This window comes from Exiguobacterium aurantiacum (assembly GCF_024362205.1).
In the GTDB taxonomy this organism is placed as follows: domain Bacteria; phylum Bacillota; class Bacilli; order Exiguobacteriales; family Exiguobacteriaceae; genus Exiguobacterium; species Exiguobacterium aurantiacum_B.
On sequence record NZ_CP101462.1, the window covers coordinates 1261764 to 1287320 of the forward strand.

Genomic DNA, 25557 nt, shown 5'->3' on the forward strand with positions numbered 1-25557 from the left:
TCTAATAAGTTTCACCAACATCCATTATAAAGAATATAAGGTCACGAGACAATGATTGACTGATGGATTTCCCCGTTCTGCTTTCGGTTTGCAGGTCGTTGCGTTAAAATAGAGGTTGCAGAACGGAACATAAGGGGAGGCTACGCCCATGCCGACACCGAGTATGGAAGATTACTTAGAACGAATTTATTTGTTAATGGTCGAGAAAGGATACGCTCGCGTGTCTGATATCGCCGAACATTTAGGGGTGCATCCTTCCTCTGTCACGAAAATGGTGCAAAAGCTCGACCGGGAAGACTATTTGATTTATGAGAAATATAGAGGACTCATGTTGACGAAAAAAGGCCAAAAAATCGGAAAACGGCTTGTCGAGCGTCATGCGATGCTCGAGTCGTTTTTGCGTTTGATTGGTGTCGACGAGGCCCATGTTTATGAGGACGTCGAAGGGATTGAACACCACTTGAGCTCGAATACGCTCGACTGCATGACCCAATTCGTCGAGTTTTTCGAAGACAAGCCGGAACTGATGGCCCAGTTTCGCGCGTTTCAAGAATCGAATAAGACCGACGACGAGTGAGTTCAGATGACCGCTCCCGATGAATCGATTCGGGAACGGTCTTTTTTATACAGATAGACAGCTAAAACCGAACAATGAATCGAATATATTGAATTGAAGTCTATTTTTAAGTTGATTTTATGATAGAATGGGTGCTGGTAAGAAATATAAGGGGGTGACGGCGAACAATCGCCGACATGATGGATATTCAAATCAAAGGGAAACTGTTTGACGAAGCACAGATTAAACAACGCGTGGCGGAACTCGCCGAACAAATCGAACGGGATGCGGCCGGGACACCGATCGTCCTCGTGGCCGTCTTGAAAGGGTCGCTCGTCTTCGCAGCCGACTTGATGCGCGAGATGACGGGCAGTGTCCAACTCGACACGGTCGCGACATCGTCGTACGGAAAGAAATCGGTATCGAGCGGGAACGTCCAACTTCGGAAAGATTTAGACCTCGATGTCGAAGGGAAGTACGTCGTCATCATCGAAGACATCATCGACACGGGGCAGACGCTCAAGTTCTTGTGTCAGCATATGACGTTGCATCAACCCGGACAACTGAAGATTTGTACACTTCTTGACAAGCCGGCTCGCCGCCTCGTCACACTTGATGCCGATTATGTCGGCTTCGAAATCCCAGATGAGTTCGTCATCGGCTACGGCATCGACTACGCCGAGCAGTATCGCAACCTGCCGTATATCGGTTTCGTCGAGACGGATTGACTTTCGAATCACGCCAAAAAACGAACCAAATCGCCGCGGCGACCTGGTTCGTTTTTACATGTTCGCTTTCTTTTTCTTCTTGCCTTTTTTTCCTTCGATAACGGTAAGGTGAGGGGCGTCACTGCGATGCGTCGAACGGGCAGGGCGTTTTGAGAGCTTCGTCACGTTCGAGCCAGGTTTCGCTTTCTTTTTTGTCGTAGCGGACGGCTTCACTTTAGGATTCGTGCCGGGACGCTGCATCCGTTTTTTTGAGGCCTGGGCCGTCTTCCGATAGCGCATATCCTCGGCCGAGATTTTGGGCGCCATGAACACACGGTAAATCACGTAGAAGATTAACCCGAAAATACCGATGAAGAGCAACTGTCTGAACAATCGACCGGGGTCGGTCGCGAGCATATGTCCGACTCCGATGAAACCTAAGATGAACACGATCGTGGCAGCGGTCGTACCGATTCTTTGTCTGATCATGGTGCTTTCCTCCTCTTTATCCCTCTCTTTGCACGGCCGGTTGACCTAGTTCTGAACGTTCCCATGTTTCGAAAGCCTCGATGGCGACGCGGATTTGCTCGTCGTTCGGTTCGCGCGTCGTCAACAGCTGTAACGATAGTCCCGGCTTGCCGAGGACGGACAGGAAGCGATGTTCACGAAAACGGTTTGTGAATTGAAGCACCTCGAACGAGATGCCGATGACCACCGGTAATAAGGCGATGCGGCTGACGAGTCGGACCCAGAGCGGGTCGATCGGGACGAGCATATAAACGCCGATGCCGACGAAAACGGTGAATAGGATGAAGCTTGACCCACAACGATAGTGGAGGCGTGAGCTCGAACGGACGTTATCGACGGTGATTGGCCGTCCGGACTCATAACAGTTGATGACCTTGTGTTCTGCGCCGTGATATTGAAATACGCGGCGGATGAGTGGCGTCAAGGAAATCAAATAGAGGTAACTGAGCAGCAATACTAATTTTATTCCCCCTTCGAGGAGGTTTTGAATCACGTGACCGGACAATGCGGGCACGCTTTGGAACATGGCGGCTAGCAGGGCCGGCGTGACGTTGAAAATGAGCTTGCCGAATACGTACGAGATGATCCCGACAATCGCAATCATGACGACCATCAAGATGTTCTGTTTTTTCTCATCCGGTTCCGCCGCCTCGTCCTCGCTCGGATCGACGTCATAACGGTCACTGGCGAAGTTCATGTGGGCGGAACCGTTTTTGAGCGATTCGTATAAGGCGACCACGCCGCGCAGGAACGGGACTTTCTTTAAAGACTGGACCCACGGGACGAGGATGCGGGGCTGCTCAAACGTCTCGATGGACCCGTCCTTCCGGCGGATTGCCGAGGCACTCTCGGCGCGTCCTTGAAACATGACGCCTTCCACAAGCGCTTGGCCTCCAACGGGGATCAGTGGTTTAGTTTTCATGGCATTTCCTCGATTCCTACAGTTATATAGTTGAATTATACCGTGATTCACCTAAAAAACGAAACCACATGAACGTCAATTGTCGCTACAACCGTTAAATTTGTTACAATAGAGGCGACTTGACGAACAGGGGGGAAGACTTGTGCATATACTCGTCTTGAATGGGCCGAATTTGAATCTACTCGGGAGACGTGAACCGGACGTATACGGTGACGTCTCGTTGAAGGGGCTGACGGCGGAATTGTTGCTCGCCGCGCCAGATGACGTCCAGTTGACGTTCGTCCAATCCAACCATGAAGGCGAACTGATCGATGCACTGCACGAAGCGTACGATTACGCGGGGGTCATCTTCAACGCCGGGGCGTATACGCATACGTCGATCGCGCTCCGAGATGCCATCGCTGCCATCAAGGCCCCGGTCGTCGAAGTACATATCTCGAACGTGCATGCACGGGAGTCGTTTCGTCATGAATCCAAGCTCGCCGCCGTCTGTCTCGGCGTCATCAGCGGCTTTGGGTTGACGAGTTACACGCTCGCGTTGCAGGCGCTCATCGAACATTGGAGGAATCGACATGATTGAACGGGTCAACAAACTGCAAGCTCAGCTAGAAGCGAACGGAATTGACGGATTGCTCGTGACGAAACGGGAGAACATACGCTACTTGTCGGGATTCACCGGGTCGAGTGGCGTCCTCGTGATTACAGCGAAGTCGGCGAGCTTTATTACCGACTTCCGGTACACGGAACAGGCCGCGAGCCAAGTGAAAGGGTTCGATATCATTGAGCACAAGACGTCGCTCATCAAATCGGTCGCAGAAGTCGTGACGGAGCATGCGGTCACGCGCCTCGGCATCGAGCAAGATGACATGACGGTCGGTCAATTCCGGACGTATGAAAAAGACGTCAACGCCGAGCTCGTCGAGACGTCAGGTATCGTCGAAAAGCTACGCTTGATTAAGGATGAGTCAGAGATTAAGATAATGAAGGAAGCTGCGGCGATTGCGGATGCGGCGTTCACCCATATCCAGTCGTTCATCCGCCCGGGTCGGACCGAAAAAGAAGTCGCCAACGAACTCGAGATGTTCATGCGGGCTCAAGGTGCTGACTCGTCGTCGTTTGATATGATTGTTGCATCGGGCCATCGCTCGGCATTGCCGCACGGTGTGGCCAGCGACAAGGTCATCGAGGCAGGCGAGCTCGTGACGCTTGATTTCGGTGCTTACTACCAAGGGTACTGCTCGGACATTACGCGCACGCTCGCCGTCGGCGAGATTTCAGACGAGTTGCGCAACATCTATGATACGGTGCTCCGCGCTCAACTCGCGGGCGTCGAAGGCACGAAAGCCGGCATCACGGGGATCGAGGCGGACGCGTTGACGCGTGACGTGATCAAAGAAGCCGGCTACGGTGAATACTTCGGGCATTCGACAGGACACGGTCTCGGCATGGAAGTCCATGAAGCGCCAGGGTTGTCATTCCGTGCGGAGACGGTGCTTGAGCCGGGGATGGTCGTCACGGTCGAACCGGGCATTTATATCGCCGGAATCGGCGGGTGCCGCATCGAGGACGACATCGTCATCACCGAGACTGGCAACTTCCGTCTCACGCAGTCGCCAAAAGAGTTAATTACGATTGAGGCTTGAGTCTCAGCTCATCTTAGGAGGAAATCAACATGGTATCAGTTAACGATTTAAAAACAGGCTTAACAGTCAAAACATCGGACGGTTCGATTTGGCAAGTCATCGAATTCCAACACGTGAAACCAGGTAAAGGCGCGGCCTTCGTCCGCACAAAGATGCGTAACTTGCGCACGGGCGCGATTCAAGAGACGACGTTCCGTGGTGGCGAGCGCATCGAGCGTGCCCACATTGAACGCAAACGTATGCAGTACCTCTATCCAATGGGCGACACGTACGTGTTCATGGACACAGAGTCGTATGAACAGCTCGAACTCACGGGCGAGCAAGTGAAAGCGGCGCTTCCGTACATGCTCGAGAACATGGAAGTGAGTATCGCTGACTACGACGGCGAGATTCTCGGCATCGAGCTCCCGACGACGGTCGTCTTGACGATTGTCGAAGCCGATCCAGGCGTCAAAGGCGACACGGCATCGAACGTGAAGAAAAACGCGACGGTCGAAACGGGCCACATCATTCAAGTGCCGCTCTTCATCGAGCCAGGCGAAAAAGTAACGGTCGACACACGCACAGGCGAGTTCACAGGCCGCTATAACGGGTAAACCAAAGGTGTCCATTCTTCGGAATGGGCCCTTTTTTTGTCGTTGCATTCACTGGTCTGACCAGTTATAGTAGAGTAGAGATTAGTACCAGGTATAAACAGGGGGTTATTTCATGCAAATCGAACACATTAAAGAGCTGATCACATTACTCGATCAGACGTCCGTTCACGAGATGGAACTCGAGACGCCGGAGTTTAAACTTTCATTGAAAAAAGAAGCGGCCCCACAATTCGCCGCCACTCATACACCAATCGTGCACGCGGCCACGGTCGCAGCACCTGCGCCAGTCGTCGAGACAGAACAAGAAGCGGCACCAACACCTGCGCCGAGCAACTTGCGCACAATCACGTCACCGATGGTCGGGACGTTCTATTCGCGTCCGGCACCGGACAAGGACGCCTACGTCCAGGTCGGCGACCGCGTCGAAGCAGGACAGGTCGTCTGTATTTTAGAAGCGATGAAACTGTTCAACGACGTCGAAACGGAAATCAGCGGAGAGATTATTGAGATGCTCGTCGCAGATGGCGATTTAGTCGAATACGGCCAAGCGCTCTTCAGCGTGAAGTGAGGTATGTATGAAACTACTCATTGCTAACCGTGGAGAGATTGCGGTCCGCATCATTCGGGCCGCGAAAGAGTTAAATATCCCGACGGTCGCCGTCTTCTCGGAAGCGGACCGCGAGGCGCTGCACGTCCGTCTCGCTGACGAGGCGTATTGCATCGGACCGAACCCGTCGAAAGACTCATATTTGAATATCCCGAACATCTTGTCAGTCGCGTGCGCGGTCGATGCGACGATGATTCATCCGGGTTATGGTTTCTTGGCCGAGAACGCCGAGTTCGCCGAGATGAGCGAGGCGTGCGGCATCCAATTCGTCGGACCGAGCAGTTATGCGATTCGGAAGATGGGCATAAAAGACGAAGCGAAGCGGACGATGATCGAGTCGGGCGTACCGGTCGTCCCGGGATCGAGTGGTGTCGTCACTGACGAGGAAGCGGTCGAGCTCGCCCGTGAAATCGGGTATCCGGTCATCATCAAAGCGACGGCCGGTGGTGGTGGGCGCGGAATCCGTGTCGCCTACGACGAGACCGAGCTCGTGAAAGGGCTCACCGACACGCGTAAAGAAGCGAAGCAGGCGTTCGGTAACGGCGACGTCTATTTAGAGAAATATATCGAGTCGTTCCGCCATGTCGAGGTGCAAGTGCTCGCCGATCAATACGGCAACGTCATCCACCTCGGGGAGCGGGACTGTACGATTCAGCGCCGGATGCAGAAGTTGGTCGAGGAAGCACCGTCTCCGGCAATCGATGAGACGACCCGTCAAGCGATGGGCGACGCGGCCGTGAAAGCGGCCAAAGCGATTCAGTATTCGGGTGCGGGCACAATCGAGTTCATCTACGTCCCGGAAGTGAACGAGTTTTATTTCATGGAGATGAACACGCGGATTCAAGTCGAACACCCGGTCACCGAAATGATTACCGGCTTCGACCTCGTCCAAGCTCAACTCGAAGTCGCACTCGGTCATCCACTCGCCATCAGCCAGTCGGACATCACGTTCAGCGGGCACTCGATCGAGTGCCGTATCAACGCAGAAGACCCGTTTGCGGACTTCCGTCCGATGGCCGGTAAAATCGATCAGTATATCGTTCCTGGCGGCATGGGCGTCCGGGTCGACAGTGGTCTCTATGCTGGTGCCGTCATTCCGCCGTTTTATGATTCAATGGTGGCGAAACTGATTGTTCACGCACCGACTCGAGAAGAGGCGATCGCGAAGATGCTTCGCGCCCTCGACGAGTTCACGGTATCGGGCATCCATACGACGATCCCATTCCATCAACAAGTCATGGCCCACGAACGTTTCCGAACCGGTGCGTTCGACACGAAATTTGTCGAAAAAGAAATGACGCTCACGAAATGAGCCTGACCAGGAAGCCCGAACATTATTTGGGCTTCCTGGTTTTTTGTACTGAATTTATGGAGGCGTTATGCTAAACTATCAAAATGAAAGCATGCAAAAGGAGAGTATCTGAATGAAACGTCATGAAGCACGGGAAAAAGCGATTCAAACGCTTTTTCAAATCGAAGTATCAAAACTTGAGGTAGACGAGGCCATCGAATTTGCCCTCGATGGCATGGACTCCGATCCATTTTACGAACAACTCGTCGTGGAGACGTTAGAAAAGAAAGACGAGATTGATGAATTGCTCATCGAAAACTTGAAAAACTGGAGACTCGATCGTCTCGGAAATGTCGAGCGGACGATTCTCCGCATGGCGACGTACGAGTTGCTCTACGTCGAGACGATTCCGGACAAAGTGACGATCAACGAGGCGGTCGAACTCGCCAAATCGTTCGCCGATGAAGAAGCGGCCAAGCTCGTCAACGGCGTGCTCGGTAACATCATCAAAGCGTAAGCGAAGACAAGCATACGGTCTGTTAAACAAATAGAGAAGACACCACACCAACTACAGAGAAACCTAAGACAACGGGGGATGAGAGAGATGGCAGTAGTGATCGACGGGAAACAAATCGCAGCATCATATCGGGAGACGTTAAAGAAACGGGTCAGCGCGCTACGCGCGCGCGGCATCGTGCCAAAACTGAAAGTCATTTTAATCGGGGATGATCCGGCGAGCCACAGCTACGTCCGGGGGAAAGAACGGGCGGCGGCTGACATCGGCATCGATTCACAAGTGATTCGCTTCGATGACACGATTTCAGAACGTGAAGTGCTCGAACTGATTGATTCGATGAATGCGGACGACGCGTTGCACGGGATTCTCGTGCAGTTGCCGTTGCCGAAGCATATCGATGAGAATCGCGTCATCATGCGCATCTCACCGGACAAAGACGTGGATGGATTCCACCCGACGAACGTCGGGAAGATGATGCTCGGTCTCGAAACGCTATTGCCATGTACGCCGCACGGGATTCTGCATCTCGTCAAGACGCAGACCGACCTGGTCGGCAAACACGTCGTCGTCGTCGGTCGCAGTCAAATCGTCGGGAAACCGGTCGGGATGCTGTTCTTGAACGAGTCGGCCACGGTGACATACTGTCACTCGAAGACGGTCGACCTCGGGGCGATGACACGCCAAGCTGACATTTTGATTGTCGCCGTCGGTCGGGCCGGTCTCGTCACGAAAGAGATGGTCAAACCGGGAGCAATCGTCATCGACGTCGGGGTCAACCGCGTCGACGGCCGTCTCGTCGGGGATGTCGACTTTGAAGGCGTCCGTGACGTCGCGAGCGCCATCACTCCAGTTCCGGGTGGAGTCGGTCCGATGACGATCACGATGCTCATGCACAATACGGTCGAGGTCGCCTCACGTGGCTAATCCGATTCAAGTCTCCGAAGTCGTCCGTTATGTGAAACGTCAACTCGACGGTGACCCGGTGTTGCAACAAATCGCCGTCATCGGCGAGATCTCGAACTTCAAACGGTACGCCTCGGGGCACTGCTACTTCACCCTCAAAGACGAAACGTCCCGGATGAAGGCGGTCATGTTCTCACGTGACGCCCGGACGCTCAATTTCGAGCCGACGGACGGGGTGAACGTGGTCGTCGTCGCCCGGGTGACGATGTATGAGTCAACGGGTGATATTCAATTGTACGTCGAACTCATGCGGCAGGACGGCATCGGTGTGTTGTTCGAACGGTATGAGACTAGAAAGCGTGAGCTCGAGGCGAAGGGCTGGTTCGCAGCGGAACGGAAACGTCCGCTGCCGGCCTTCCCAGAGCGCATCGGCATCATCACCTCGCCGAAAGGCGCGGCCCTCCACGATATCGCCACGACGCTCAGAAGGCGCGCGCCGCACGTGGCCATCACGTTCGCGCCCGTCGCCGTACAAGGGGAACAATCCGCTCCGCAAGTGGCGAGTGCGATTCGCTGGATGAACGAACGCACCGACTGCGACGTGTTGATCGTCGGACGCGGCGGCGGGTCGATCGAGGAGTTATGGGCGTTCAACGAGGACGTCGTCGTCGAGGCGATTTACGACTCCGAGATCCCTGTCATCTCGGCCGTCGGCCATGAGACTGATTTCACGCTGGCTGATTTTGTCGCCGACGTACGAGCGGCCACGCCGACAGCGGCGGCGGAGCTCGCGACGGCCACGATCGAAGCGCAACGGAAAGACGTGGAACGATTAAGCCGCGCACTCACGCGGGTCGTGACGACTCAAATGGCCTCGCTTCGCGAACGCGTCGAACGCATGAAAAACAGTTACGGCTTAAAATCACCTCGTTATACGATCATGCAAAAACGTGAACGGTTCGCCCAAGCTGAGATTCGACTCGAACAAAGTGCCACGAAACAAGTGACGCACGCGCGGCACCGTTTCGCAGCATCGGCGCAACGTCTCGACGTCCGCAATCTGATGCAAGTGTTCCGAACGCAAGACGACCGCTTCCGTCAATATGAAGGACGGTTGGAACGCATTCGACCTCTCGAGAGACCGACGGATCAATTCGCGCGGTTGGCAGGTCGATTGGAATCTGTCAGCCCGCTCGCCGTTCTCGCGAGAGGCTATACGTTCGTCGAACAGGACGGGACGTACGTGAAAGATGTCAAACAACTACATGACGGTGTGGTGACGATCCGATTTCGGGATGGCCATGCCCTCGCGGAAGTGAAGGAGAGACACGATGGCGAAGAAACAAGAAGAACTGACGTTTGAAGCGGCGCTCGCCCGGCTCGAGGAAATCGTGACACAACTTGAGACGGGAGAGGTCGCCCTTGAAGAAGCGATGACGCTCTATGAGGAAGGTGTCCGGTTGTCGGCCCTCTGCCAGACCAAATTGACGGCGGCCGAGCAAAAGATGGACGAGATTCTTGAGCTCGACGGGACGCTCCGTGAAAAAGGAGGTACCGTATGAGCGTGCAGGTTCATCTACAGGCATGGAAAGACGAGGTCGAACAGGCGACGCGTCGCTTGCTCGACCCGTCTTTGATGCCGGAACGTCTGTTTCAATCGATGACGTACTCCCTCGAGGCGGGTGGGAAACGGATTCGTCCGGCTCTTCTCTACGCTGTCCTCGATACATACGGCCGTCCGCGGGCGCTCGGTCATGAAGCGGCCGTCGCCCTTGAGATGGTCCACACGTACTCCCTCATCCACGATGACCTTCCGGCGATGGATGACGATGACGTCCGCCGCGGACGTCCGACGAACCATCGTCAGTTTGATGAGGCGACGGCGATTCTCGCAGGAGACGCCTTGCTCACGGACGCGTTCTATCTCATGGCACGAGCCGATTTGGAAGCGACAAAAATCGTCGCCCTCATCACGCGGTTCAGTGAGGCGGCAGGAAGTGCCGGCATGGTCGGTGGTCAGCTCGATGATATGCTCGCCGAAAAGCGAAGCGGCGTGACATTGTCGGCCTTGCAATCGATCCATGAACGGAAGACGGGTGCGCTCCTCGTGTACGCCCTTGAAGCGGGTGCCATCCTTGCGGACGCCTCGGAGGCGGACCGTCAGGCGCTGGCGCGGTTCGGGAAACATCTCGGGGTCGCTTTCCAAATCCAAGACGATATTTTAGACGTCGAAGGGGATGAAGCGTTGATCGGGAAGCGAGTCGGTTCGGACGAAGGCAACGATAAAGCCACTTATCCAAAACTGCTCGGCCTCGATGGAGCGAAAGAAGCGCTCGAACGGGAAGTCTCAGAAAGTAAGGCCGCCCTGGCCGAACTGTCGGTCGATGCCCCGCGTTTACGGGAACTACTCGACTTCGTTGTTCGACGCAATCATTAATCTCGGTGACACGATGAGCACATCGTGTCACCTTTGTTTTTGTGAATGTATAGCATCTATGGACACATTCTTGTAAAATGTAAGGTACGAATCAGTAATAAGACAGGAGAAAGGATGGTCATCATGGACTTGACATCCATTCAAGACCCGTCATTTTTAAAGAGGATGTCGGTACCCGAGTTAGAAGCACTCGGCGCGGACATCAGACGGTTTTTGATTGAAAAATTGGCTGAAACGGGGGGGCACTTGGGGCCAAACCTAGGGGTTGTCGAATTGACGCTTGCCTTGCACCGTGTATTTGACAGTCCGAAAGACCAACTCGTATGGGATGTGGGACATCAAGCCTACGTCCACAAAATCTTGACAGGGCGGACGAGCCAGTTCGACACGCTCCGTCAATACAACGGCTTATGTGGTTTCCCGAAACGCTGTGAGAGTGATCACGACGTCTGGGAGACAGGGCACAGCTCGACGTCCTTATCGGCCGCGATGGGAATCGCCATCGCGAACGAGTTGAAGGGGCGCGCGAACGACCGGGCCATCGCCATCATCGGGGACGGGGCGCTCACAGGGGGCATGGCGCTCGAAGCACTGAACCATATCGGCGCCGAGAAACAAAATGTGATTGTCATCTTGAACGACAATGAGATGTCGATCGCCCCGAACGTCGGGGCGTTGCACAATATGCTCGGCCGGATGCGGTCGTCACGTAAACTGAAACACGCCCGTGAGGAAGTCGAGACGCTCATCAAACATATCCCGATCGTCGGCAACTCGCTCGAACGGAGCGGGGAACGCGTGAAGGATATGCTGAAATCAGCACTCATCCCGGGGACGTTCTTCGAAGAGCTCGGATTCACGTATTTCGGACCGACAGACGGTCACGATTTGCGCGACCTGCTCGAGACGCTCGAGTACGCCAAGAAAATCGATGGACCGGTCATCGTCCACGTCATCACGAAAAAAGGCAAGGGCTATCGCCCGGCCGAACTCGATGGTGTCGGCACGTGGCACGGTCTCGGACCATACAAAATCGAGTCGGGTGAAGTCATCAAAGGCAAGGTCAAAGGACCAAGCTATTCGAAGGTCGTCGCCGAGACGATCACGAAAGTCGCCGAGACGGACGAGCGCGTGACACTTATCACACCAGCGATGAGCGTCGGCTCGAAACTCGATTGCTTCAACAAGCAATTCCCGGAGCGGATGTTTGACGTCGGCATCGCCGAACAGCATGCGGTCACATTGGCCGGAGGACAAGCGACGCAAGGATTGAAGCCGGTCGTCTCGATTTATTCGACGTTCTTCCAACGCGCCTACGATCAGCTCGTGCACGACATTTGCCGTCAAAACTTGAACGTCGTGTTCACGATCGACCGTTCTGGTCTCGTCGGAGCGGACGGGGAGACGCACCAAGGGGTATTCGATATCGCCTTCATGCGTCACGTCCCGAACATTCGCATCTTGATGGCGAAAGACGAGGACGAATTGCAACATCTCGTCTATTCGGCGCTGAAGTATGACGACGGTCCAATCGCCGTACGGTTCCCGCGTGGCGAAGGGATTGGCACACCGATGAGCGAGACGCTCCGCGAATTGCCGCTCGATGTCTGGGAGACGGTCGCGGATGGGACGGACGTCGCCATCTTGACATTCGGTCCGCAAGTGCAAGACGCGCTTGAAGTGCGCGCGCTCTTAGAAGGACAAGTGAGCGTCCGCGTCATCAACGCCCGGACGATCAAACCGCTCGACGACAGCATGCTCGCCGCTCTTTATGCGGAAGGCATCCCGCTCGTCACGTTAGAAGAAGCAGCGCTCGCCGGTGGTTTCGGTAGCAGTGTGCTCGAACATGCGAGCGACGCTGGGCAGTTCCCGCGTGTGCTCCGACTCGGCATCCCGGACCGCTATATCGAACATGGCGGCGTCAATCAGCTGCTCGAAGAGATTGGGCTCCGTCCGACGCAAATCGCTGACTCGATTCAGCAGTTCGTTCAAGTGACAAATCGACAGAATGTGTGAGGAACTATGGAAAAACGAAAGAAAACTAGATTAGATGTGCTCCTCGTCGACCGTGGTTTAGCGGAGACGAGAGAGAAGGCGAAGCGGTCTGTCATGGCCGGGCTCGTCTATAGCGGGACCGAACGGCTCGATAAGGCCGGCGACAAAGTGTTCGATGACATCCCGCTCGAAGTGAAAGGACAAGTGTTGCCATACGTCGGACGGGGCGGACTGAAGCTTGAGAAAGCGCTCCAAGTCTTCCCGTTCGATGTGGCTGGTAATATCGGCATCGATATCGGCTCATCGACAGGTGGGTTTACCGATTGTGCGCTCCAAAACGGGGCCACGCAGATGTACGCCGTCGACGTCGGCTATAACCAGCTGGCGTGGAAGCTTCGGAGCGATGACCGCGTCGTCGTCATGGAGCGGATGAACTTCCGCCATGCGACCGCGGACCAGTTCCCAGTGGCGCCAGATTTCGCGACGATTGATGTCTCGTTCATCTCGCTACGGCTCATGATCCCGCCTTTGAAGACGATTTTAAAGCCGGGCGGTATCGTCATGGCGCTCGTCAAACCGCAATTTGAGGCCGGGAAGGCCGATGTCGGGAAAAAAGGCATCGTCCGGGACCGGGCCATTCATGAACGGGTCGTCGACGACATGGTCCGTTATTTCGCCTCGGAAGGGTTCGAAGTCGCGGGACTCGACTTTTCACCAATCACAGGTGGGGATGGGAATATCGAATTCTTATTGTTCGCCCGTTTCACTGGTGTCGGTAGTGTCGACCCAGCCATCGACGTGGACGCGGTCATCGACGCCGCCCACGCGCAATTGAAGAAGAACGCTTGAGCTGCAGACGGAATGATATGCTCCCCAATAGGTAGACAGATGAAATAACAAATCTGTTTATCTGATTGGGGAGTGTTTTTTTATGGCGAGAAGTCGGCATTCGATCGAACAAAAACTGAGTGCGCTGCGCATGATGGAAGAAGAAACCTATACGTGGAAGGAAATCATGGAAGCGCATAACGTCTCTGAGAATACCCTCCGGGTGTGGAAAGTGAAATTCGATACCGGCGGGATCGACGCGTTGAAGGAATCGAGGACCTGGAGACATTACACCAAGGAACAAAAGATTGCCGCCGTCCGTGACTATCTCGATGGGGCCACCACGGTGGAAGTCCTCTCCAACCATCAAATCAGTGATGGATCTGTTCTTCGAAAATGGATTAAGAAGTATACTAGTCATAGCGAGTTAACAGATTCGAGAAAAGGGATGAATCGAGCTATGACAAAAGGAAGAAAAACTACATTCGAAGAGCGCTTCGAGATCGTGAAATACTGTTTGGAGAATGGACGCAACTACCAGCAGACCGCGGAACAATATCAGGTGTCTTATGGGCAAATCTATAGCTGGGTCAAGAAGTATGACACGGACGGGGCAGAAGCGCTCCTGGACCGCCGTGGGCGTACGAAGCCAGAGGACGAACTAAGTGAAGAGGAGAAGCTGAAACGCCAGATCCGGCAAATGGAGCTTGAGAACGAACTTCTTCGTGCGGACAACCTGTTCCTAAAAAAGTTAGAGGAGATCGAGAGGAGGTCGTGATCAGCCAGGTACGGCTACAGCAACGATATATCGCCATCAAAGAATTATACGAAGAGGAGGCCATCTCGATCGTCCTCCTCTGTCGAGTCGCCGGCATCTCACGGGCGGCCTATTACAAATGGTTGAACCGTACCATACCGGTGCGTCAAGAAGAGAACGAGAAGCTTCTGGAGGACATTCGTCTACTCTATGACCAGGCGAACGGCACATACGGGTACCGTCGGATCACGATGACAATCAATCGGCTGCGCCGGCAACAGAGCCTGTCCCGATTCAATGAGAAGCGAATCTATCGCTTGATGCATAGCCATGGGATCCAATCGGTCATCCGCCGGAAGCGGAAGAGACATAAGAAGTCAACGCCGCAACATGTGGCCGAGAACCTGATGAACCGAGAATTCAGTGCGTCCCGCCCGGACGAGAAATGGTGCACCGACGTCACCGAGTTCAAGTATGGGACCGGGAAGAAGGCGTATCTGAGCGCGATCATCGACCTGTATGACGGCTCGATCGTCGCCTACCGCATCGGAAGGTCCAATAACAACGGGCTCGTCTTCCAGACGATGATGCCAGCCATCGCGGGGCTCCGTACAGGAGCACGTCCGATGATCCATAGCGACCGAGGGTTCCAATATACCTCAAGAGGGTTCAAACAGATGGTAGAAGACGCGGGAATGACCCGCAGCATGTCCCGGGTCGGGCGTTGCATCGACAACGCCCCGATCGAGAGTTTTTGGGGCACCTTGAAAGTGGAGATGTACTACTTGCGTGAGTTCCAGGCCTATAGCGAACTCACGAGGGCCATCGAGAACTACATATCGTTCTACAACCACGATCGTTTCCAGAAACGACTAAACGGCTTGAGCCCTGTCGAATACAGGTCTCAAACCGCCTAGGCTGGTTTTCATTATTTGTCCTGTCTACTTGACAGGGAGCACTTCAGAACGTCTGCAGCTTTTTCATGCTTGGATGCGACCGACTGGGGAAATCATCCTGCGAATGCTAGACCTTTTTTCGACAATACTTTAGAATGATACTGAGTATGTGAAACATAAAATGAGGTGTCAGCGAGTATGAATAAAGGACAGCGCTTGATTAAGATTCGAGAAATCGTGACAAACCGTGAAATCGAGACGCAAGACGAGCTCGTCGACGAGCTCCATCGCTCTGGATATCCAGTGACCCAGGCAACGGTATCACGGGATATCAAAGAGCTCCATCTCGTGAAAGTGCCGCTCAATGACGGCCGCTATAAGTATAGTTTGCCGGCCGATCAACGCTTTAATCCGTACGGCAAGATGAAACGGATCCTCGGGGACAGTTTTGTCTCGGTCGACTCGGCTCAAAATTTGGTCGTCATGAAAGTGTTGCCGGGCAATGCGGATGCGATCGGCGTCTTGATCGACCATTTGTCGTGGGATGAATTGATCGGAACGGTTTGCGGGGACGACACGATCTTGATGATCGCCCGGGACGAAGACCAGGCGAAACGAATCATCGAACGACTACTCGGAATGTTATGAGGTGAACTATCGTATGTTAGCAGAACTATCGATCAAACAATTTGCGATCATCGATGAACTGAATATCACGTTCAACCGTGGGATGACCGTATTGACAGGGGAGACCGGGGCCGGGAAATCAATCCTGCTCGACGCCATCGGTTTGCTCGTCGGGGGACGAGGCTCAAGCGAGTTCGTCCGCTATGGCCAAGACAAGGCGGAGATCGAAGGGCTGTTCAACGTCGAATCGGACCATCCGATTATCGATGCGGCGACTCAGTACGGCATCGAGATCGAAGAAGGGACCGTCATATTGCGCCGCGACTTACATAGCAGCGGGAAAAGCGTTTGCCGCGTCAACGGGAAGATGATGCCGTTGTCGACGTTGCGTGAGCTCGGTCGGTTGCTCGTCGATATCCATGGCCAACATGAACATCAACACTTGATGGATGCCGAATACCATCTCGGCATCTTGGACAGTTTCGCTGAAGCCGAACTCGCCCCGCTCCTCGAGCGTTATCGCGACGCTTACGTCGACTGGAAGAACGTCGCCGATGAGTTGAAGCGATTGAGTCAAAGTGAACAAGAGCTGGCCCAGCGCATGGACCTGCTCGCGTTCCAGACGAACGAGATCGAGGCTGCCGAGCTGAAGGTCGGTGAAGAACAGGCACTCACCGAGGAACGGAACGAGCTCGCCAATTTCGAGCGGATTCATCAACATGTCCGGTTATCGTATGAGGCCGTCGCGGACGAGGCGAAAGGGCTCGATCAAATCGGGATCGCCATGCGCGAGATGGAGGAAGCGTCCGCACTGTCGACATCGCTTGCGCCGATGGCCGAGACGATTTCGAACGCCTACTTCCTGCTCGAAGACGCGAAATTCCAGTTGCGTGACCAGCTCGACTCGCTCGAATTCGATCCGATTCGTCTCGATGAGATCGAGACGAGGCTCGCCTTGTTCCAGCAGTTGAAGCGGAAGTACGGGGCCACGATCGACGAGGTCATCACGTATGGGGAGAAAATCGCCGACGAGTTAAAGTCGATGACGAATCGGGAAGAACATTTGCAAGAGCTGTCAGACCGCCTCGAGCGGCTCGAGCAGACGGTGCGTACGACCGGGCTGGCATTATCGGCGGCCCGTAAACAAGCGGCGACCGAGCTCGAGAAGGCGATTCAACGCGAATTGAAAGAATTGTACATGGAGAAGACCCAGTTCGAGGTCCGCTTCAAAGAAGGGGCGTACAAAGTAGACGGTCTTGACCAAGTCGAGTTCTATATGATGACGAACGTCGGTGAACCGTTCAAACCGCTCGCGAAAGTCGCGTCAGGCGGAGAACTGTCCCGCGTCATGCTCGCCTTGAAGTCGATTTTCTCCCGAACGGTCGGCGTCGCATCGATCATTTTCGATGAAGTGGACACGGGCGTCTCCGGACGGGTCGCCCAAGCGATGGGCGAGAAAATCTTCCGCCTGTCGGTCGGCTCGCAAGTGCTCTGTATCACCCACTTGGCCCAAGTGGCCGCGATGGCGGACCAGCATTTGTATATCACGAAGACGGAGATGGACGACCGTACGAAGACGAACGTCTCGACGCTCGGTCATGCCGAACGGGTCGATGAGCTCGGGCGCATGATCGCTGGAGCGCAGATGACGGATTTGACGAAACAACATGTGGAGGAACTGCTCACTATGTCCCTCCAATTAAAACGGAAGTTTATCGAAGGGGTGTCTTAATTGATCACATTATGCATCGCGGACGACAATCGTGAAATCGTCGATTTGTTGACCCGCCAACTCGAGTCCGAGGATGACTTAAAAGTCGTCGGCACCGCCTACGACGGCGAGGCATGCTTAGACGTCGTCAAGACACACCAGCCGGACGTGCTCCTACTCGACATTATCATGCCGCACCTTGACGGTATCGGCGTCCTCGAACGTTTACAGACAGACCTGGCGCACGCCAAACCGGAAGTGATCATGCTCAGCGCGTTCGGGAAAGATGAAGTGACGAAGCAGGCCGTTCAACTCGGTGCTTCTTACTTTTTGGTCAAGCCGTTCAACATCCAACAGCTAATTACGAAAATCCGTGAACTGGCCGCCGGATCGAGCCGGGAGTTCGAGGCGATGTCGCCAGAAGAACTCGATATCTCGTTGTTGCTGCAACAGCTCGGGATTTCACCGCGAATCAAAGGATTCAAGTATATCCGCCAGGCTGTCGTCTACGTCCGGGAGCGTCAGGAACTGCTCGGATTGATCACGAAGGAACTGTATCCGATGATTGCGAAAGAACATGAGACGACCTCGTCGCGCGTCGAGCGGGCGATGCGACACGCGATCAAGACGGCGTGGGAGAATGGGATGCGCAACCATGAGATGTTCGATGGACGTCCGGAGCGCGAGCGCAGTCCGAAAAATTCCGAATTCATTTCTTATTTTGTCACCTATCAATCGTTCAAACAGCAATGACCGATCAGGGGGGTTCTCCTCCTGATTTTCTTTCACTTCGTTAAAGAAAGCGCTTGCAAATCGAGGGGAACTTGTTATAATAAAGGTGTACCAAGTTACTTGGACGAGCGTCAGATGAACGCTTTCTAACGTGTCCCGGAACACGTTAAAGCAAGAAATCATCTCGGACCGCTATCCGTCAATAGCTCAGAGGTGGGAACGACATCTCAAATCGTCATCGTCCCGACGAGAGGTCGCGACGTACGCTCATTCGCGAGGCGATTCCGGCATCGGTTCGAAGCTAGGGACCGTGTCTGGGGAAAACGAATCGTTCAGTTGACCAAAAGGAGTGTTGTCAACCGTTGAACAGTTTATGGCAAGCGTTCGACTTCACGATGGATGGTTCGACATGACCCGATGAACATTTGTTAGTAACTCGAATGGGTACGTTTCCGTTCACGCAAGACGGCAGTTACTACTTTCTTTCAAACTTCTTCATTAAGAAGACCATTGGACCTCATGTCACAAGATTGTAGCAAGTAGGAGAGGAGATCATCCGTAGTGATCACAATTCAATATGAATAAAAAGGTTCCGCACTTGAAATGAAGTCAAGTTAGGGAACCTTTTTTTGTGTTCAAGAATCTATTCGTGGGACTTTGCCTGTTTTCTTGTCACGATTGAAGATATAACCTGCCACGAAACCAATCCCGCCCATCGCAATCAACAGCCCGAACGTTCCTTGAAGCATCGAGGCGGCTGCCACTGACTCGATCCAAGAGAACGGGACGCTCGTCTTGAGGAAGAAACTGTCGCGAAGTAACTTGATGCCATAGACACCTAAGAGGCCAGGGATGATTAAGATCAACAGTGCGATGATGCGCATAGGATCTCCTCCTTAACACTCATAAGTTTACCAGAAAATACATACGTCGACACGGCCTTTTTTTGTGAGGTTGCGAAATCAGTTCAGGTTCAGTAGCATGAATGCAGAACGGTAAAATTGGGGGATGTCAAAATGAATAAACGATTGATGATTGTCGGTGCGGGGAAAGGCGGGACCGAGGTGTTGAAGATGTTGCTCGACTCTCCGCTCGTCACCGTCGTCGCCGTCATCGACCCGGAAGCGACGGCCGAAGGCGTACAGCTCGCGCGGAACCATGGGATCATGACTGCAGGGGATTGGCGGGTGTGCGCCGACAAGCGCCTCGATTTCGTGATCGAGACGACGGGGCGCTCCGAGACGTTTGATGAGTTGAAGGAACATTTCGCGGACGCGGTCGTCTTGCCCGGCGAATTCATTCGTATCGTCGTCGAACGGTTGAAACAGAACCAACAGATGCTCGAGGCGATCATCGACTGTACGAGCGAGGCGATCTCGGTCGCCGACCATAACGGGAATACAATCTTGATCAACCCGTCCTATACACGGCTGACGGGTTTTAAAAAAGAAGACGTCGTCGACAAGCCGGCGACAGCCGATATCGGCATGCAGGAGAGTGTCCATTTGAAAGTGCTCTCGACCGGACAAGGCGTCCGTGACATCCGGATGCAAATCGGTGCGACACGCCGCGATATTCTCGTCAACGCCGAACCGATTATCGTCGAAGGAAAGTTGCGGGGGTCGGTCGGTGTCATTCGCGACGTGTCTCAAATCCGGGCGCTCCGAGACGAGTTACAGGAAGCAAAGACACGGATTCGCAACCTCGAGGCGAAATATCAGTTCGCCGATATCATCGCGACGAGCGACAAGATGCGTTTCGTCATCGAACAGGCTCGGCTCGCAGCCGTGACACCCGTCACCGTCCTCATCCGCGGTGAGTCGGGAACGGGCAAAGAGCTGTTCGCCCATGCCATCCACGGGGAGTCTCCGCGCAAATATAAGAAATTCGTCCGTGTCAACTGTGCCGCCATCTCACCGACACTCCTCGAGAGCGAACTGTTCGGTTATGAGGACGGTGCCTTCAGTGGGGCGAAGCGAGGCGGCAAGGTAGGGTATTTCGAAGAGGCCGATGGCGGTTCGCTCTTCCTCGATGAGATTGGCGAGTTGCCGGTCGACGTCCAAGTCAAACTGCTCCGTGTCCTCCAGGAACATGAGATTGTCCGAGTTGGTGGCACGAGTGCGATCCCAGTCGATGTGCGCATCATCGCGGCGACGAACGCCGACCTCGAACTGAAAGTGGCTGACGGGACGTTCCGCGAAGACCTGTATTACCGGATTAATCGGATGCCGATCCATATTCCGCCGCTCCGGGACCGGCTCGAGGAAATTGAGCCGCTCTGTGAGCGCATCGTCCGTAAGTTGAACCAAGAATATGGCCGCAGCGTGCGCGGTGTGAACCTAGAGGCGACCGAGCTATTGAAAAGCCAGTATTGGAAAGGCAACGTCCGTGAACTCGAGAACGTGCTCGGCCGGGCGATGATCTATATGGCGAGCACCGAGCAATGGATCGCCCCGCACCATCTCCAACTGTCACCGCGCGTCACATCGACGCGACCGACGGACGCGCTCTCTTTACACGATGCCGTCGCGCGTTATGAACGGGATTTGATTGAACGAGCGATCGAAGATGCGGACGGAAATAAGTCGGAAGCGGCTCGTCGCTTACACATCTCCATCCGGACGTTGTATAATAAACTTGAACGTCTGCAATAAATTGCCTGCAACTTTATTCACGCTATGTAAAAATATGCAGAATCATTGACCGGTTGAAGCGCTTTCAAAAGTGGAAACAAACTTGCATAAGAATAAGTGAAGACAGGCAAGGGGGGGACATGCATGAATTTTGAACGGATGCTCGATCAAGCGAAACAGTTAGACGGGCGAACCGTCTCGATCGCGGGGGCGGCCGACGTAGAAGTCATCCGCGCCGTCAAGCTCGCGACCGATCACGGATTATCTCGGTTCAAACTAATCGGGGATGCCCGAGAGATCAAACGATTATGTGACGAACACGACATCGATGAGGACGCGGTCGATATCATCCACGTCAAGGGCGACAAGAATATTGCCAAACGGGCGACGCTCGCCGTCAGGACCGGAGAAGCCGACGTGCTCATGAAAGGTATGGTGGCGACATCGACGTTCATGAAAGCGGTGCTAAGCCGAGAGACGGGACTTCGGACGAACCGGACGCTCAGCCATATCGCTTTGTTCCAAATCCCGAATCGGGAACGGCTGATCGGAGTGACCGATGCGGCGATCCATATCGCTCCGACACTCGATGAGAAAGTCGAGATTATCCACAACGCCGTCGCGGCGATGCATGACATCGGTTACGCGTCGCCGAAAGTGGCCGCAATCGGGGCGGTCGAGGTCGTCAACCCGCAGATGACGGCGACACTCGACGCTGCGCTGCTCAGTCAGATGAACCGGCGCGGACAAATCAAAGGTTGTGTCGTCGATGGACCGCTCGCGCTCGATAACGCCGTCGACATGGTCGCGGCCAAACAAAAAGGCATCGCTAGCGAAGTCGCCGGGCAAGCCGACTTATTGCTCGTCCCATACATAGAGGTCGGCAACGTCCTTTATAAGTCGATGATGTACTTTGCCGGAGCGAGCGTGGCGGCCATCGTCGTCGGCGCGGCCGCACCGGTCGTCTTGACGAGCCGGGCCGACACGGCCGAGGCCAAACTGTACTCACTCGCGTTCGCGCTCTTGCACGCCAAAAAATAAATTTATGGAGGAATCATCAATGATGGAAACAAACATGGAACCACGCTTTCGTATTTTCGACGTCTTACAGGCTGAGGATTATGAGCAAATCGTCTTCTGCCAAGACCAGGCGTCAGGATTAAAGGCGATTATCGCGATTCACGATACGACGCTCGGACCGGCTCTCGGGGGGCTGCGCATGTGGAACTATGCGTCGGAAGAAGAAGCGCTTACGGACGTCCTTCGTTTGGCAAAAGGGATGACGTATAAAAACGCGGCTGCGGGACTTAACCTCGGCGGCGGCAAGGCCGTCATCATCGGGAACGCGAAGACGGACAAGTCCGAGGCGCTGTTCCGGGCGTTCGGTCGTTACGTGCAATCACTCAGCGGTCGCTACATCACGGCCGAGGACGTCAACACGACGGTCGCTGATATGGACTTCATCCACATGGAGACCGATTATGTGACCGGCGTCAGCCCAGCGTTCGGATCGAGCGGCAATCCGTCGCCGGTGACGGCGTACGGCGTTTACCGCGGCATGAAGGCGGCGGCGAAATGGAAGTTCGGTTCGGACTCGCTCGCTGGGAAGACGGTCGCCGTCCAAGGGGTCGGGAACGTCGCCTACAACTTGTGCCGTCATTTACACGAGGAAGGGGCGCACTTGGTCGTGACCGACATTAACGAAGAGGCGCTCAAGCGGGCCGAGACGGACTTCGGAGCGACAGTCGTCAAGCCGGATGAGATCTATGCGGTCGATTGCGACATCTTCGCGCCGTGTGCACTTGGAGCGGTCATCAATGACAAGACGATTCCAATGCTCAAAGCCCAAATCGTGGCCGGTGCGGCCAACAACCAACTCGCTGAGGACCGTCATGGGGACGTGTTAGAAGAGCGCGGCATCCTCTATGCGCCAGACTTCGTCATCAACGCGGGCGGCGTCATCAACGTGGCCGACGAGCTCGAAGGCTATAACCGCGAGCGGGCGATGAAGAAAGTCGAGCTCATTTACGACAACATGCAGCGCGTCTTCGAGATTGCTGAGCGCGATGGTGTCCCGACGCATGTCGCGGCCGAGAAGATGGCCGAAGAGCGCATCCAGATGATGTCACGGTCGCGCAGCCAGTTCTTGAAAGTCGAAAAGAGCTTGTTAGGTGGGCGCTGAGATGACACGACAGCTCATTCTCGCCATCAACCCGGGTTCGACTTCGACAAAGGTCGGTTTGTTTGACGGAACGGACGAGATCATGTCTCGTACCGTCCGTCATGGGGCCGACGTCACAGGATTGTCACTTCCGGAGCAACTGCCACATCGGGAACGCGAAGTGCGGGACTTATTGGCCGAGACGGGCATCGCGGGCGAGGAGTTGTCCGCGATCGTCGGTCGCGGCGGTTTGCTCGCCCCGATGACATCGGGGACGTACGCCGTCAACCCGCTCATGCGGGAAGATTTGGCGAGCGGACGCTTCGGTATGCATGCCTCGAATTTGGGCGGTTTGCTCGCACACAAGCTCGGTGATTTATTTCAAGTGCCGAATTTCATCGTTGACCCGGTCGTCGTCGACGAGCTCGGACCGCTCGCGCGGGCGACAGGAATGCCTGAAATCAATCGGCGCAGCATCTTTCACGCCTTGAACCAGAAGGCGGTCGCGAAACGTTTTGCGGCTGAAAATGGAAGCGATTACAACGAACTTAACTTGGTCATCGCCCACCTCGGTGGCGGTATCACGGTCGGCGCCCATGCCAAAGGAAAAGTCATCGATGTAAACAATGGGCTCGATGGCGACGGCCCGCTCGCCCCGGAACGGGCAGGTTCAATTCCTGTTGGACAGGTAGTAGAACTATGTTATAGTACCAGGTATAAAGAGTCGGAAATGAAACAGAAAATCGTCGGACGCGGAGGACTGTTTGCCCACCTCGGGACGTTCGACGCGATCGAGATCGAACAGCGCATGGCAGATGGTGATGAACAGGCCGCTCTTCTTTATGAGACGATGGCATACCGCGTCGCCCAAGAGATCGCCAAACATGGCGCTACGCTGCGCGGCGACGTCGATGCGATTTTGTTGACGGGCGGCATCGCCTATTCGACTTGGCTGACCGAGCAAATCAGTGCCCGCGTCGGCTATTTGGCGCCGGTCCACATCTATCCGGGTGAAGATGAGCTGAAGGCACTCGCCGAAGGAGCTTTCCGGGCCATCCGACATGAAGAAGCAGTTCGAGAATATGAGGGGGATACACATGGCACGAGAATTTGAAATCGTCGTCATCGGCGGCGGTCCTGGCGGATATGTCGCGGCCATCAAGGCGGCCCAAGCCGGTAAAACTGTCGCAATCGTGGAGGCTGAGAAACTTGGCGGGACATGTCTACATAAAGGCTGCATCCCGACGAAGGCGTTGTTGAAAGCGGCCCACGTCTATCAGACGGCGAAACACGGGAGCGCGTACGGTGTCGAGACAGGGGCCGTCACGTTCAACATGGAACGGGCCCAGTCGTTCAAACGAGACTTGGTCGCAGGATTAGAGAAAGGCATCGAGCATTTGATGAAGCAAGGCAAAATCGAAGTGTTCCGCGGCAAAGCGTCCATCTTAGGGCCGAGCATCTTCTCACCGCAGCCGGGAACGGTCGCGGTCGAAGACGCCTCGGGCGAGTCCGAGCTTATCTTGCCGAACCAGCTCATCATCGCGACAGGATCGATTCCGCGCGAACTGCCTGGCCTCCCGTTTGACCATACACGCATCTTGAACTCGGATGACCTGCTCCAGTTCGAACAGTTGCCGGACTCAATCGCCATCGTCGGCGGTGGCGTCATCGGTGTCGAATGGGCCTCGATGCTCATCGACTTAGATGTAAACGTCACTTTGATCGAAGTCGGGGAGCGTCTGTTGCCGCTCGAAGACAAAGCGGTGTCACGAGAAGTCGAACGGCTCCTCAAAAAGCGCGGCGTAAAAGTGAAAAAGAACGTGACGGTCGACCCAGAACGGACGATTGTGTCCTCGGACGATGTCGCACTCGCCGTCGGGGATGAGACGATTTCGGTCGACTGCGTCCTCGTCTCGGTCGGACGGGTCGCCAATACGGAGCATCTCGGCTTACAGAACACCTCGATTGTCGTCGAGAACGGTGTCATCCAAGTCGATGAACAGTATCGGACGAAAGAACGTCACATCTTCGCCATTGGAGACTGCATCGGCAAACTCCAGCTCGCCCATGTCGCCTCGGCGGAAGGGGTGAAGGCGGTCGAGACGATTCTCGGCCACGAGCCGACACCGCTCGATTACGCCTTGATCCCACGTTGCGTCTATGGGGTGCCGGAAGTCGCATCGGTCGGCATGACCGAGGAAACAGCCAAAGCGGCCGGACATGAAGTCAAGACGGGCACGTATCGTTTCAACGGCCTCGGCAAGGCCCGCATCGAAGGGCAAGCGGATGGGTTCGTCAAACTTGTATCGGACAAGGAAACCGACGACCTGCTCGGGGTGCACATCGTCGGACCGAAAGCGACAGAATTAATCACAGAAGGCGGACTCGCTCTCGTCTTGAACGCCACGGCATGGGAAATGGGCCAGCTCGTCCATCCTCACCCGGCGCTGAGCGAAGCGTTCCAAGAGGCGGCACTGGCCGTCGACGGATTACCGATTCACGCCTAAGGA

General features: G+C 54.8%; 26 protein-coding genes. 23 read left to right on the plus strand and 3 right to left on the minus strand.

The annotated features are described in order from the left end of the window. Nucleotides 1-148: 148 nt before the first annotated feature. Together mntR and hpt are read left to right on the plus strand one after the other, a co-directional pair. Nucleotides 149-577 carry a transcriptional regulator MntR gene (mntR, locus tag NMQ00_RS06525; RefSeq protein ID WP_255178426.1) on the plus strand — a complete coding sequence of 143 codons (429 nt, stop codon included), beginning with the start codon at nt 149-151 and terminating at the stop codon, nt 575-577. Nucleotides 578-756: 179 nt separating this feature from the next. Further along, nucleotides 757-1284, plus strand: a complete 528-nt coding sequence (gene hpt, locus NMQ00_RS06530) for a hypoxanthine phosphoribosyltransferase (RefSeq protein ID WP_255178688.1) — start codon at nt 757-759, stop codon at nt 1282-1284. A 54-nt stretch (nt 1285-1338) separates the two neighbouring features. Here the strand turns inward: hpt and NMQ00_RS06535 are convergent, their stop codons facing one another. Both NMQ00_RS06535 and NMQ00_RS06540 read right to left on the minus strand, forming a co-directional pair. Next, complete coding sequence (locus NMQ00_RS06535) at nt 1339-1752, minus strand: SA1362 family protein (protein WP_255178427.1); 414 nt, start codon at nt 1750-1752, stop codon at nt 1339-1341. 16 nt (nt 1753-1768) lie between these two features. Further along, nucleotides 1769-2713 (minus strand): DUF1385 domain-containing protein, encoded by a 945-nt coding sequence (locus NMQ00_RS06540; protein ID WP_255178428.1) that lies wholly within the window; start codon nt 2711-2713, stop codon nt 1769-1771. A gap of 142 nt (nt 2714-2855) precedes the next feature. On the opposite strand from NMQ00_RS06540, the gene aroQ reads away from it, so the two are divergent. The 16 genes from aroQ (at nt 2856) to spo0A (ending at nt 18274) form a co-directional block, all read left to right on the plus strand. Then, nucleotides 2856-3293, plus strand: a complete 438-nt coding sequence (gene aroQ, locus NMQ00_RS06545) for a type II 3-dehydroquinate dehydratase (RefSeq protein ID WP_255178429.1) — start codon at nt 2856-2858, stop codon at nt 3291-3293. Next, nucleotides 3289-4356: a M24 family metallopeptidase gene (locus NMQ00_RS06550; protein WP_303826802.1), complete on the plus strand. Its 1068-nt coding sequence runs from the start codon at nt 3289-3291 to the stop codon at nt 4354-4356. The genes aroQ and NMQ00_RS06550 overlap by 5 nt, the downstream gene beginning before the upstream one ends. A gap of 29 nt (nt 4357-4385) precedes the next feature. After that, on the plus strand, nt 4386-4952 hold the full coding sequence (gene efp / locus NMQ00_RS06555) for an elongation factor P (RefSeq protein WP_021067706.1): 567 nt from the start codon (nt 4386-4388) through the stop codon (nt 4950-4952). 112 nt (nt 4953-5064) lie between these two features. Continuing rightward, nucleotides 5065-5520, plus strand: coding sequence for an acetyl-CoA carboxylase biotin carboxyl carrier protein (accB, locus tag NMQ00_RS06560; RefSeq protein ID WP_255178431.1), 456 nt, complete (start codon nt 5065-5067; stop codon nt 5518-5520). Between the two features lie 7 nt (nt 5521-5527). Continuing rightward, a complete protein-coding gene (gene accC / locus NMQ00_RS06565; RefSeq protein WP_255178432.1) occupies nt 5528-6871 on the plus strand; it encodes an acetyl-CoA carboxylase biotin carboxylase subunit in 1344 nt (447 codons plus the stop codon). A 112-nt stretch (nt 6872-6983) separates the two neighbouring features. After that, nucleotides 6984-7367: a transcription antitermination factor NusB gene (gene nusB, locus NMQ00_RS06570; RefSeq protein ID WP_214720370.1), complete on the plus strand. Its 384-nt coding sequence runs from the start codon at nt 6984-6986 to the stop codon at nt 7365-7367. A gap of 87 nt (nt 7368-7454) precedes the next feature. Next, the gene (locus NMQ00_RS06575) at nt 7455-8291 is read left to right on the plus strand and encodes a bifunctional 5,10-methylenetetrahydrofolate dehydrogenase/5,10-methenyltetrahydrofolate cyclohydrolase (protein WP_255178433.1); all 837 of its coding nucleotides are present in this window, start codon (nt 7455-7457) and stop codon (nt 8289-8291) included. Beyond that, a complete protein-coding gene (gene xseA / locus NMQ00_RS06580) occupies nt 8284-9633 on the plus strand; it encodes an exodeoxyribonuclease VII large subunit (RefSeq protein ID WP_255178434.1) in 1350 nt (449 codons plus the stop codon). The genes NMQ00_RS06575 and xseA overlap by 8 nt, the downstream gene beginning before the upstream one ends. Continuing rightward, nucleotides 9602-9832: an exodeoxyribonuclease VII small subunit gene (gene xseB, locus NMQ00_RS06585; RefSeq protein ID WP_034777980.1), complete on the plus strand. Its 231-nt coding sequence runs from the start codon at nt 9602-9604 to the stop codon at nt 9830-9832. Before xseA ends, xseB begins: the two co-directional genes overlap by 32 nt. Further along, nucleotides 9829-10707, plus strand: a complete 879-nt coding sequence (locus tag NMQ00_RS06590; protein WP_255178435.1) for a polyprenyl synthetase family protein — start codon at nt 9829-9831, stop codon at nt 10705-10707. The genes xseB and NMQ00_RS06590 overlap by 4 nt, the downstream gene beginning before the upstream one ends. A gap of 123 nt (nt 10708-10830) precedes the next feature. Continuing rightward, on the plus strand, nt 10831-12723 hold the full coding sequence (gene dxs, locus NMQ00_RS06595; protein WP_255178436.1) for a 1-deoxy-D-xylulose-5-phosphate synthase: 1893 nt from the start codon (nt 10831-10833) through the stop codon (nt 12721-12723). Between the two features lie 6 nt (nt 12724-12729). Then, complete coding sequence (locus tag NMQ00_RS06600) at nt 12730-13551, plus strand: TlyA family RNA methyltransferase (RefSeq protein WP_214761107.1); 822 nt, start codon at nt 12730-12732, stop codon at nt 13549-13551. Nucleotides 13552-13633: 82 nt separating this feature from the next. Beyond that, nucleotides 13634-15204 (plus strand): IS3 family transposase gene (locus tag NMQ00_RS06605; RefSeq protein WP_255178437.1). Its coding sequence is split into 2 segments (ribosomal slippage): nt 13634-14273 and nt 14273-15204, totalling 1572 coding nucleotides; the frame shifts between segments, so codons are not numbered across the junction. A gap of 177 nt (nt 15205-15381) precedes the next feature. Further along, nucleotides 15382-15831 carry a transcriptional regulator AhrC/ArgR gene (gene ahrC, locus NMQ00_RS06610; protein WP_021067696.1) on the plus strand — a complete coding sequence of 150 codons (450 nt, stop codon included), beginning with the start codon at nt 15382-15384 and terminating at the stop codon, nt 15829-15831. A gap of 13 nt (nt 15832-15844) precedes the next feature. Next, nucleotides 15845-17542, plus strand: coding sequence for a DNA repair protein RecN (recN, locus tag NMQ00_RS06615; protein ID WP_255178438.1), 1698 nt, complete (start codon nt 15845-15847; stop codon nt 17540-17542). Continuing rightward, a complete protein-coding gene (gene spo0A, locus NMQ00_RS06620; protein WP_255178439.1) occupies nt 17543-18274 on the plus strand; it encodes a sporulation transcription factor Spo0A in 732 nt (243 codons plus the stop codon). It begins immediately after the preceding gene. A 614-nt stretch (nt 18275-18888) separates the two neighbouring features. Here the strand turns inward: spo0A and NMQ00_RS06625 are convergent. After that, nucleotides 18889-19137, minus strand: coding sequence for a DUF2627 family protein (locus tag NMQ00_RS06625; protein ID WP_034777970.1), 249 nt, complete (start codon nt 19135-19137; stop codon nt 18889-18891). Nucleotides 19138-19269: 132 nt separating this feature from the next. Here NMQ00_RS06625 and NMQ00_RS06630 point away from each other — a divergent pair, with 132 nt between their 5' ends. From NMQ00_RS06630 to lpdA, 5 genes are all read left to right on the plus strand, one after another. Beyond that, the gene (locus tag NMQ00_RS06630) at nt 19270-20907 is read left to right on the plus strand and encodes a sigma 54-interacting transcriptional regulator (RefSeq protein WP_255178440.1); all 1638 of its coding nucleotides are present in this window, start codon (nt 19270-19272) and stop codon (nt 20905-20907) included. A gap of 123 nt (nt 20908-21030) precedes the next feature. Further along, nucleotides 21031-21927, plus strand: a complete 897-nt coding sequence (gene yqiS / locus NMQ00_RS06635) for a phosphate butyryltransferase (protein WP_255178441.1) — start codon at nt 21031-21033, stop codon at nt 21925-21927. Nucleotides 21928-21946: 19 nt separating this feature from the next. Next, nucleotides 21947-23068: a Glu/Leu/Phe/Val family dehydrogenase gene (locus NMQ00_RS06640; RefSeq protein ID WP_303826801.1), complete on the plus strand. Its 1122-nt coding sequence runs from the start codon at nt 21947-21949 to the stop codon at nt 23066-23068. A gap of 1 nt (nt 23069) precedes the next feature. Continuing rightward, on the plus strand, nt 23070-24161 hold the full coding sequence (gene buk / locus NMQ00_RS06645) for a butyrate kinase (protein ID WP_255178443.1): 1092 nt from the start codon (nt 23070-23072) through the stop codon (nt 24159-24161). Next, nucleotides 24145-25554: a dihydrolipoyl dehydrogenase gene (gene lpdA / locus NMQ00_RS06650; RefSeq protein WP_255178444.1), complete on the plus strand. Its 1410-nt coding sequence runs from the start codon at nt 24145-24147 to the stop codon at nt 25552-25554. Before buk ends, lpdA begins: the two co-directional genes overlap by 17 nt. Nucleotides 25555-25557 lie beyond the last annotated feature (3 nt).

Bases quoted from the DNA above. Each gene is read 5' to 3' on its own strand.
- ahrC (WP_021067696.1), top strand. From the start codon at position 15,382: ATGAATAAAGGACAGCGCTTGATTAAGATTCGAGAAATCGTGACAAAC.
- yqiS (WP_255178441.1), top strand. From the start codon at position 21,031: ATGAATTTTGAACGGATGCTCGATCAAGCGAAACAGTTAGACGGGCGA.
- accB (WP_255178431.1), top strand. From the start codon at position 5,065: ATGCAAATCGAACACATTAAAGAGCTGATCACATTACTCGATCAGACG.
- xseB (WP_034777980.1), top strand. From the start codon at position 9,602: ATGGCGAAGAAACAAGAAGAACTGACGTTTGAAGCGGCGCTCGCCCGG.
- lpdA (WP_255178444.1), top strand. From the start codon at position 24,145: ATGGCACGAGAATTTGAAATCGTCGTCATCGGCGGCGGTCCTGGCGGA.
- nusB (WP_214720370.1), top strand. From the start codon at position 6,984: ATGAAACGTCATGAAGCACGGGAAAAAGCGATTCAAACGCTTTTTCAA.
- dxs (WP_255178436.1), top strand. From the start codon at position 10,831: ATGGACTTGACATCCATTCAAGACCCGTCATTTTTAAAGAGGATGTCG.
- NMQ00_RS06590 (WP_255178435.1), top strand. From the start codon at position 9,829: ATGAGCGTGCAGGTTCATCTACAGGCATGGAAAGACGAGGTCGAACAG.
- buk (WP_255178443.1), top strand. From the start codon at position 23,070: ATGACACGACAGCTCATTCTCGCCATCAACCCGGGTTCGACTTCGACA.
- NMQ00_RS06640 (WP_303826801.1), top strand. From the start codon at position 21,947: ATGATGGAAACAAACATGGAACCACGCTTTCGTATTTTCGACGTCTTA.
- NMQ00_RS06540 (WP_255178428.1), bottom strand. From the start codon at position 2,713: ATGAAAACTAAACCACTGATCCCCGTTGGAGGCCAAGCGCTTGTGGAA.
- NMQ00_RS06630 (WP_255178440.1), top strand. From the start codon at position 19,270: ATGAATAAACGATTGATGATTGTCGGTGCGGGGAAAGGCGGGACCGAG.
- NMQ00_RS06600 (WP_214761107.1), top strand. From the start codon at position 12,730: ATGGAAAAACGAAAGAAAACTAGATTAGATGTGCTCCTCGTCGACCGT.
- efp (WP_021067706.1), top strand. From the start codon at position 4,386: ATGGTATCAGTTAACGATTTAAAAACAGGCTTAACAGTCAAAACATCG.
- NMQ00_RS06625 (WP_034777970.1), bottom strand. From the start codon at position 19,137: ATGCGCATCATCGCACTGTTGATCTTAATCATCCCTGGCCTCTTAGGT.
- accC (WP_255178432.1), top strand. From the start codon at position 5,528: ATGAAACTACTCATTGCTAACCGTGGAGAGATTGCGGTCCGCATCATT.
- NMQ00_RS06575 (WP_255178433.1), top strand. From the start codon at position 7,455: ATGGCAGTAGTGATCGACGGGAAACAAATCGCAGCATCATATCGGGAG.
- hpt (WP_255178688.1), top strand. From the start codon at position 757: ATGGATATTCAAATCAAAGGGAAACTGTTTGACGAAGCACAGATTAAA.
- NMQ00_RS06535 (WP_255178427.1), bottom strand. From the start codon at position 1,752: ATGATCAGACAAAGAATCGGTACGACCGCTGCCACGATCGTGTTCATC.
- recN (WP_255178438.1), top strand. From the start codon at position 15,845: ATGTTAGCAGAACTATCGATCAAACAATTTGCGATCATCGATGAACTG.
- mntR (WP_255178426.1), top strand. From the start codon at position 149: ATGCCGACACCGAGTATGGAAGATTACTTAGAACGAATTTATTTGTTA.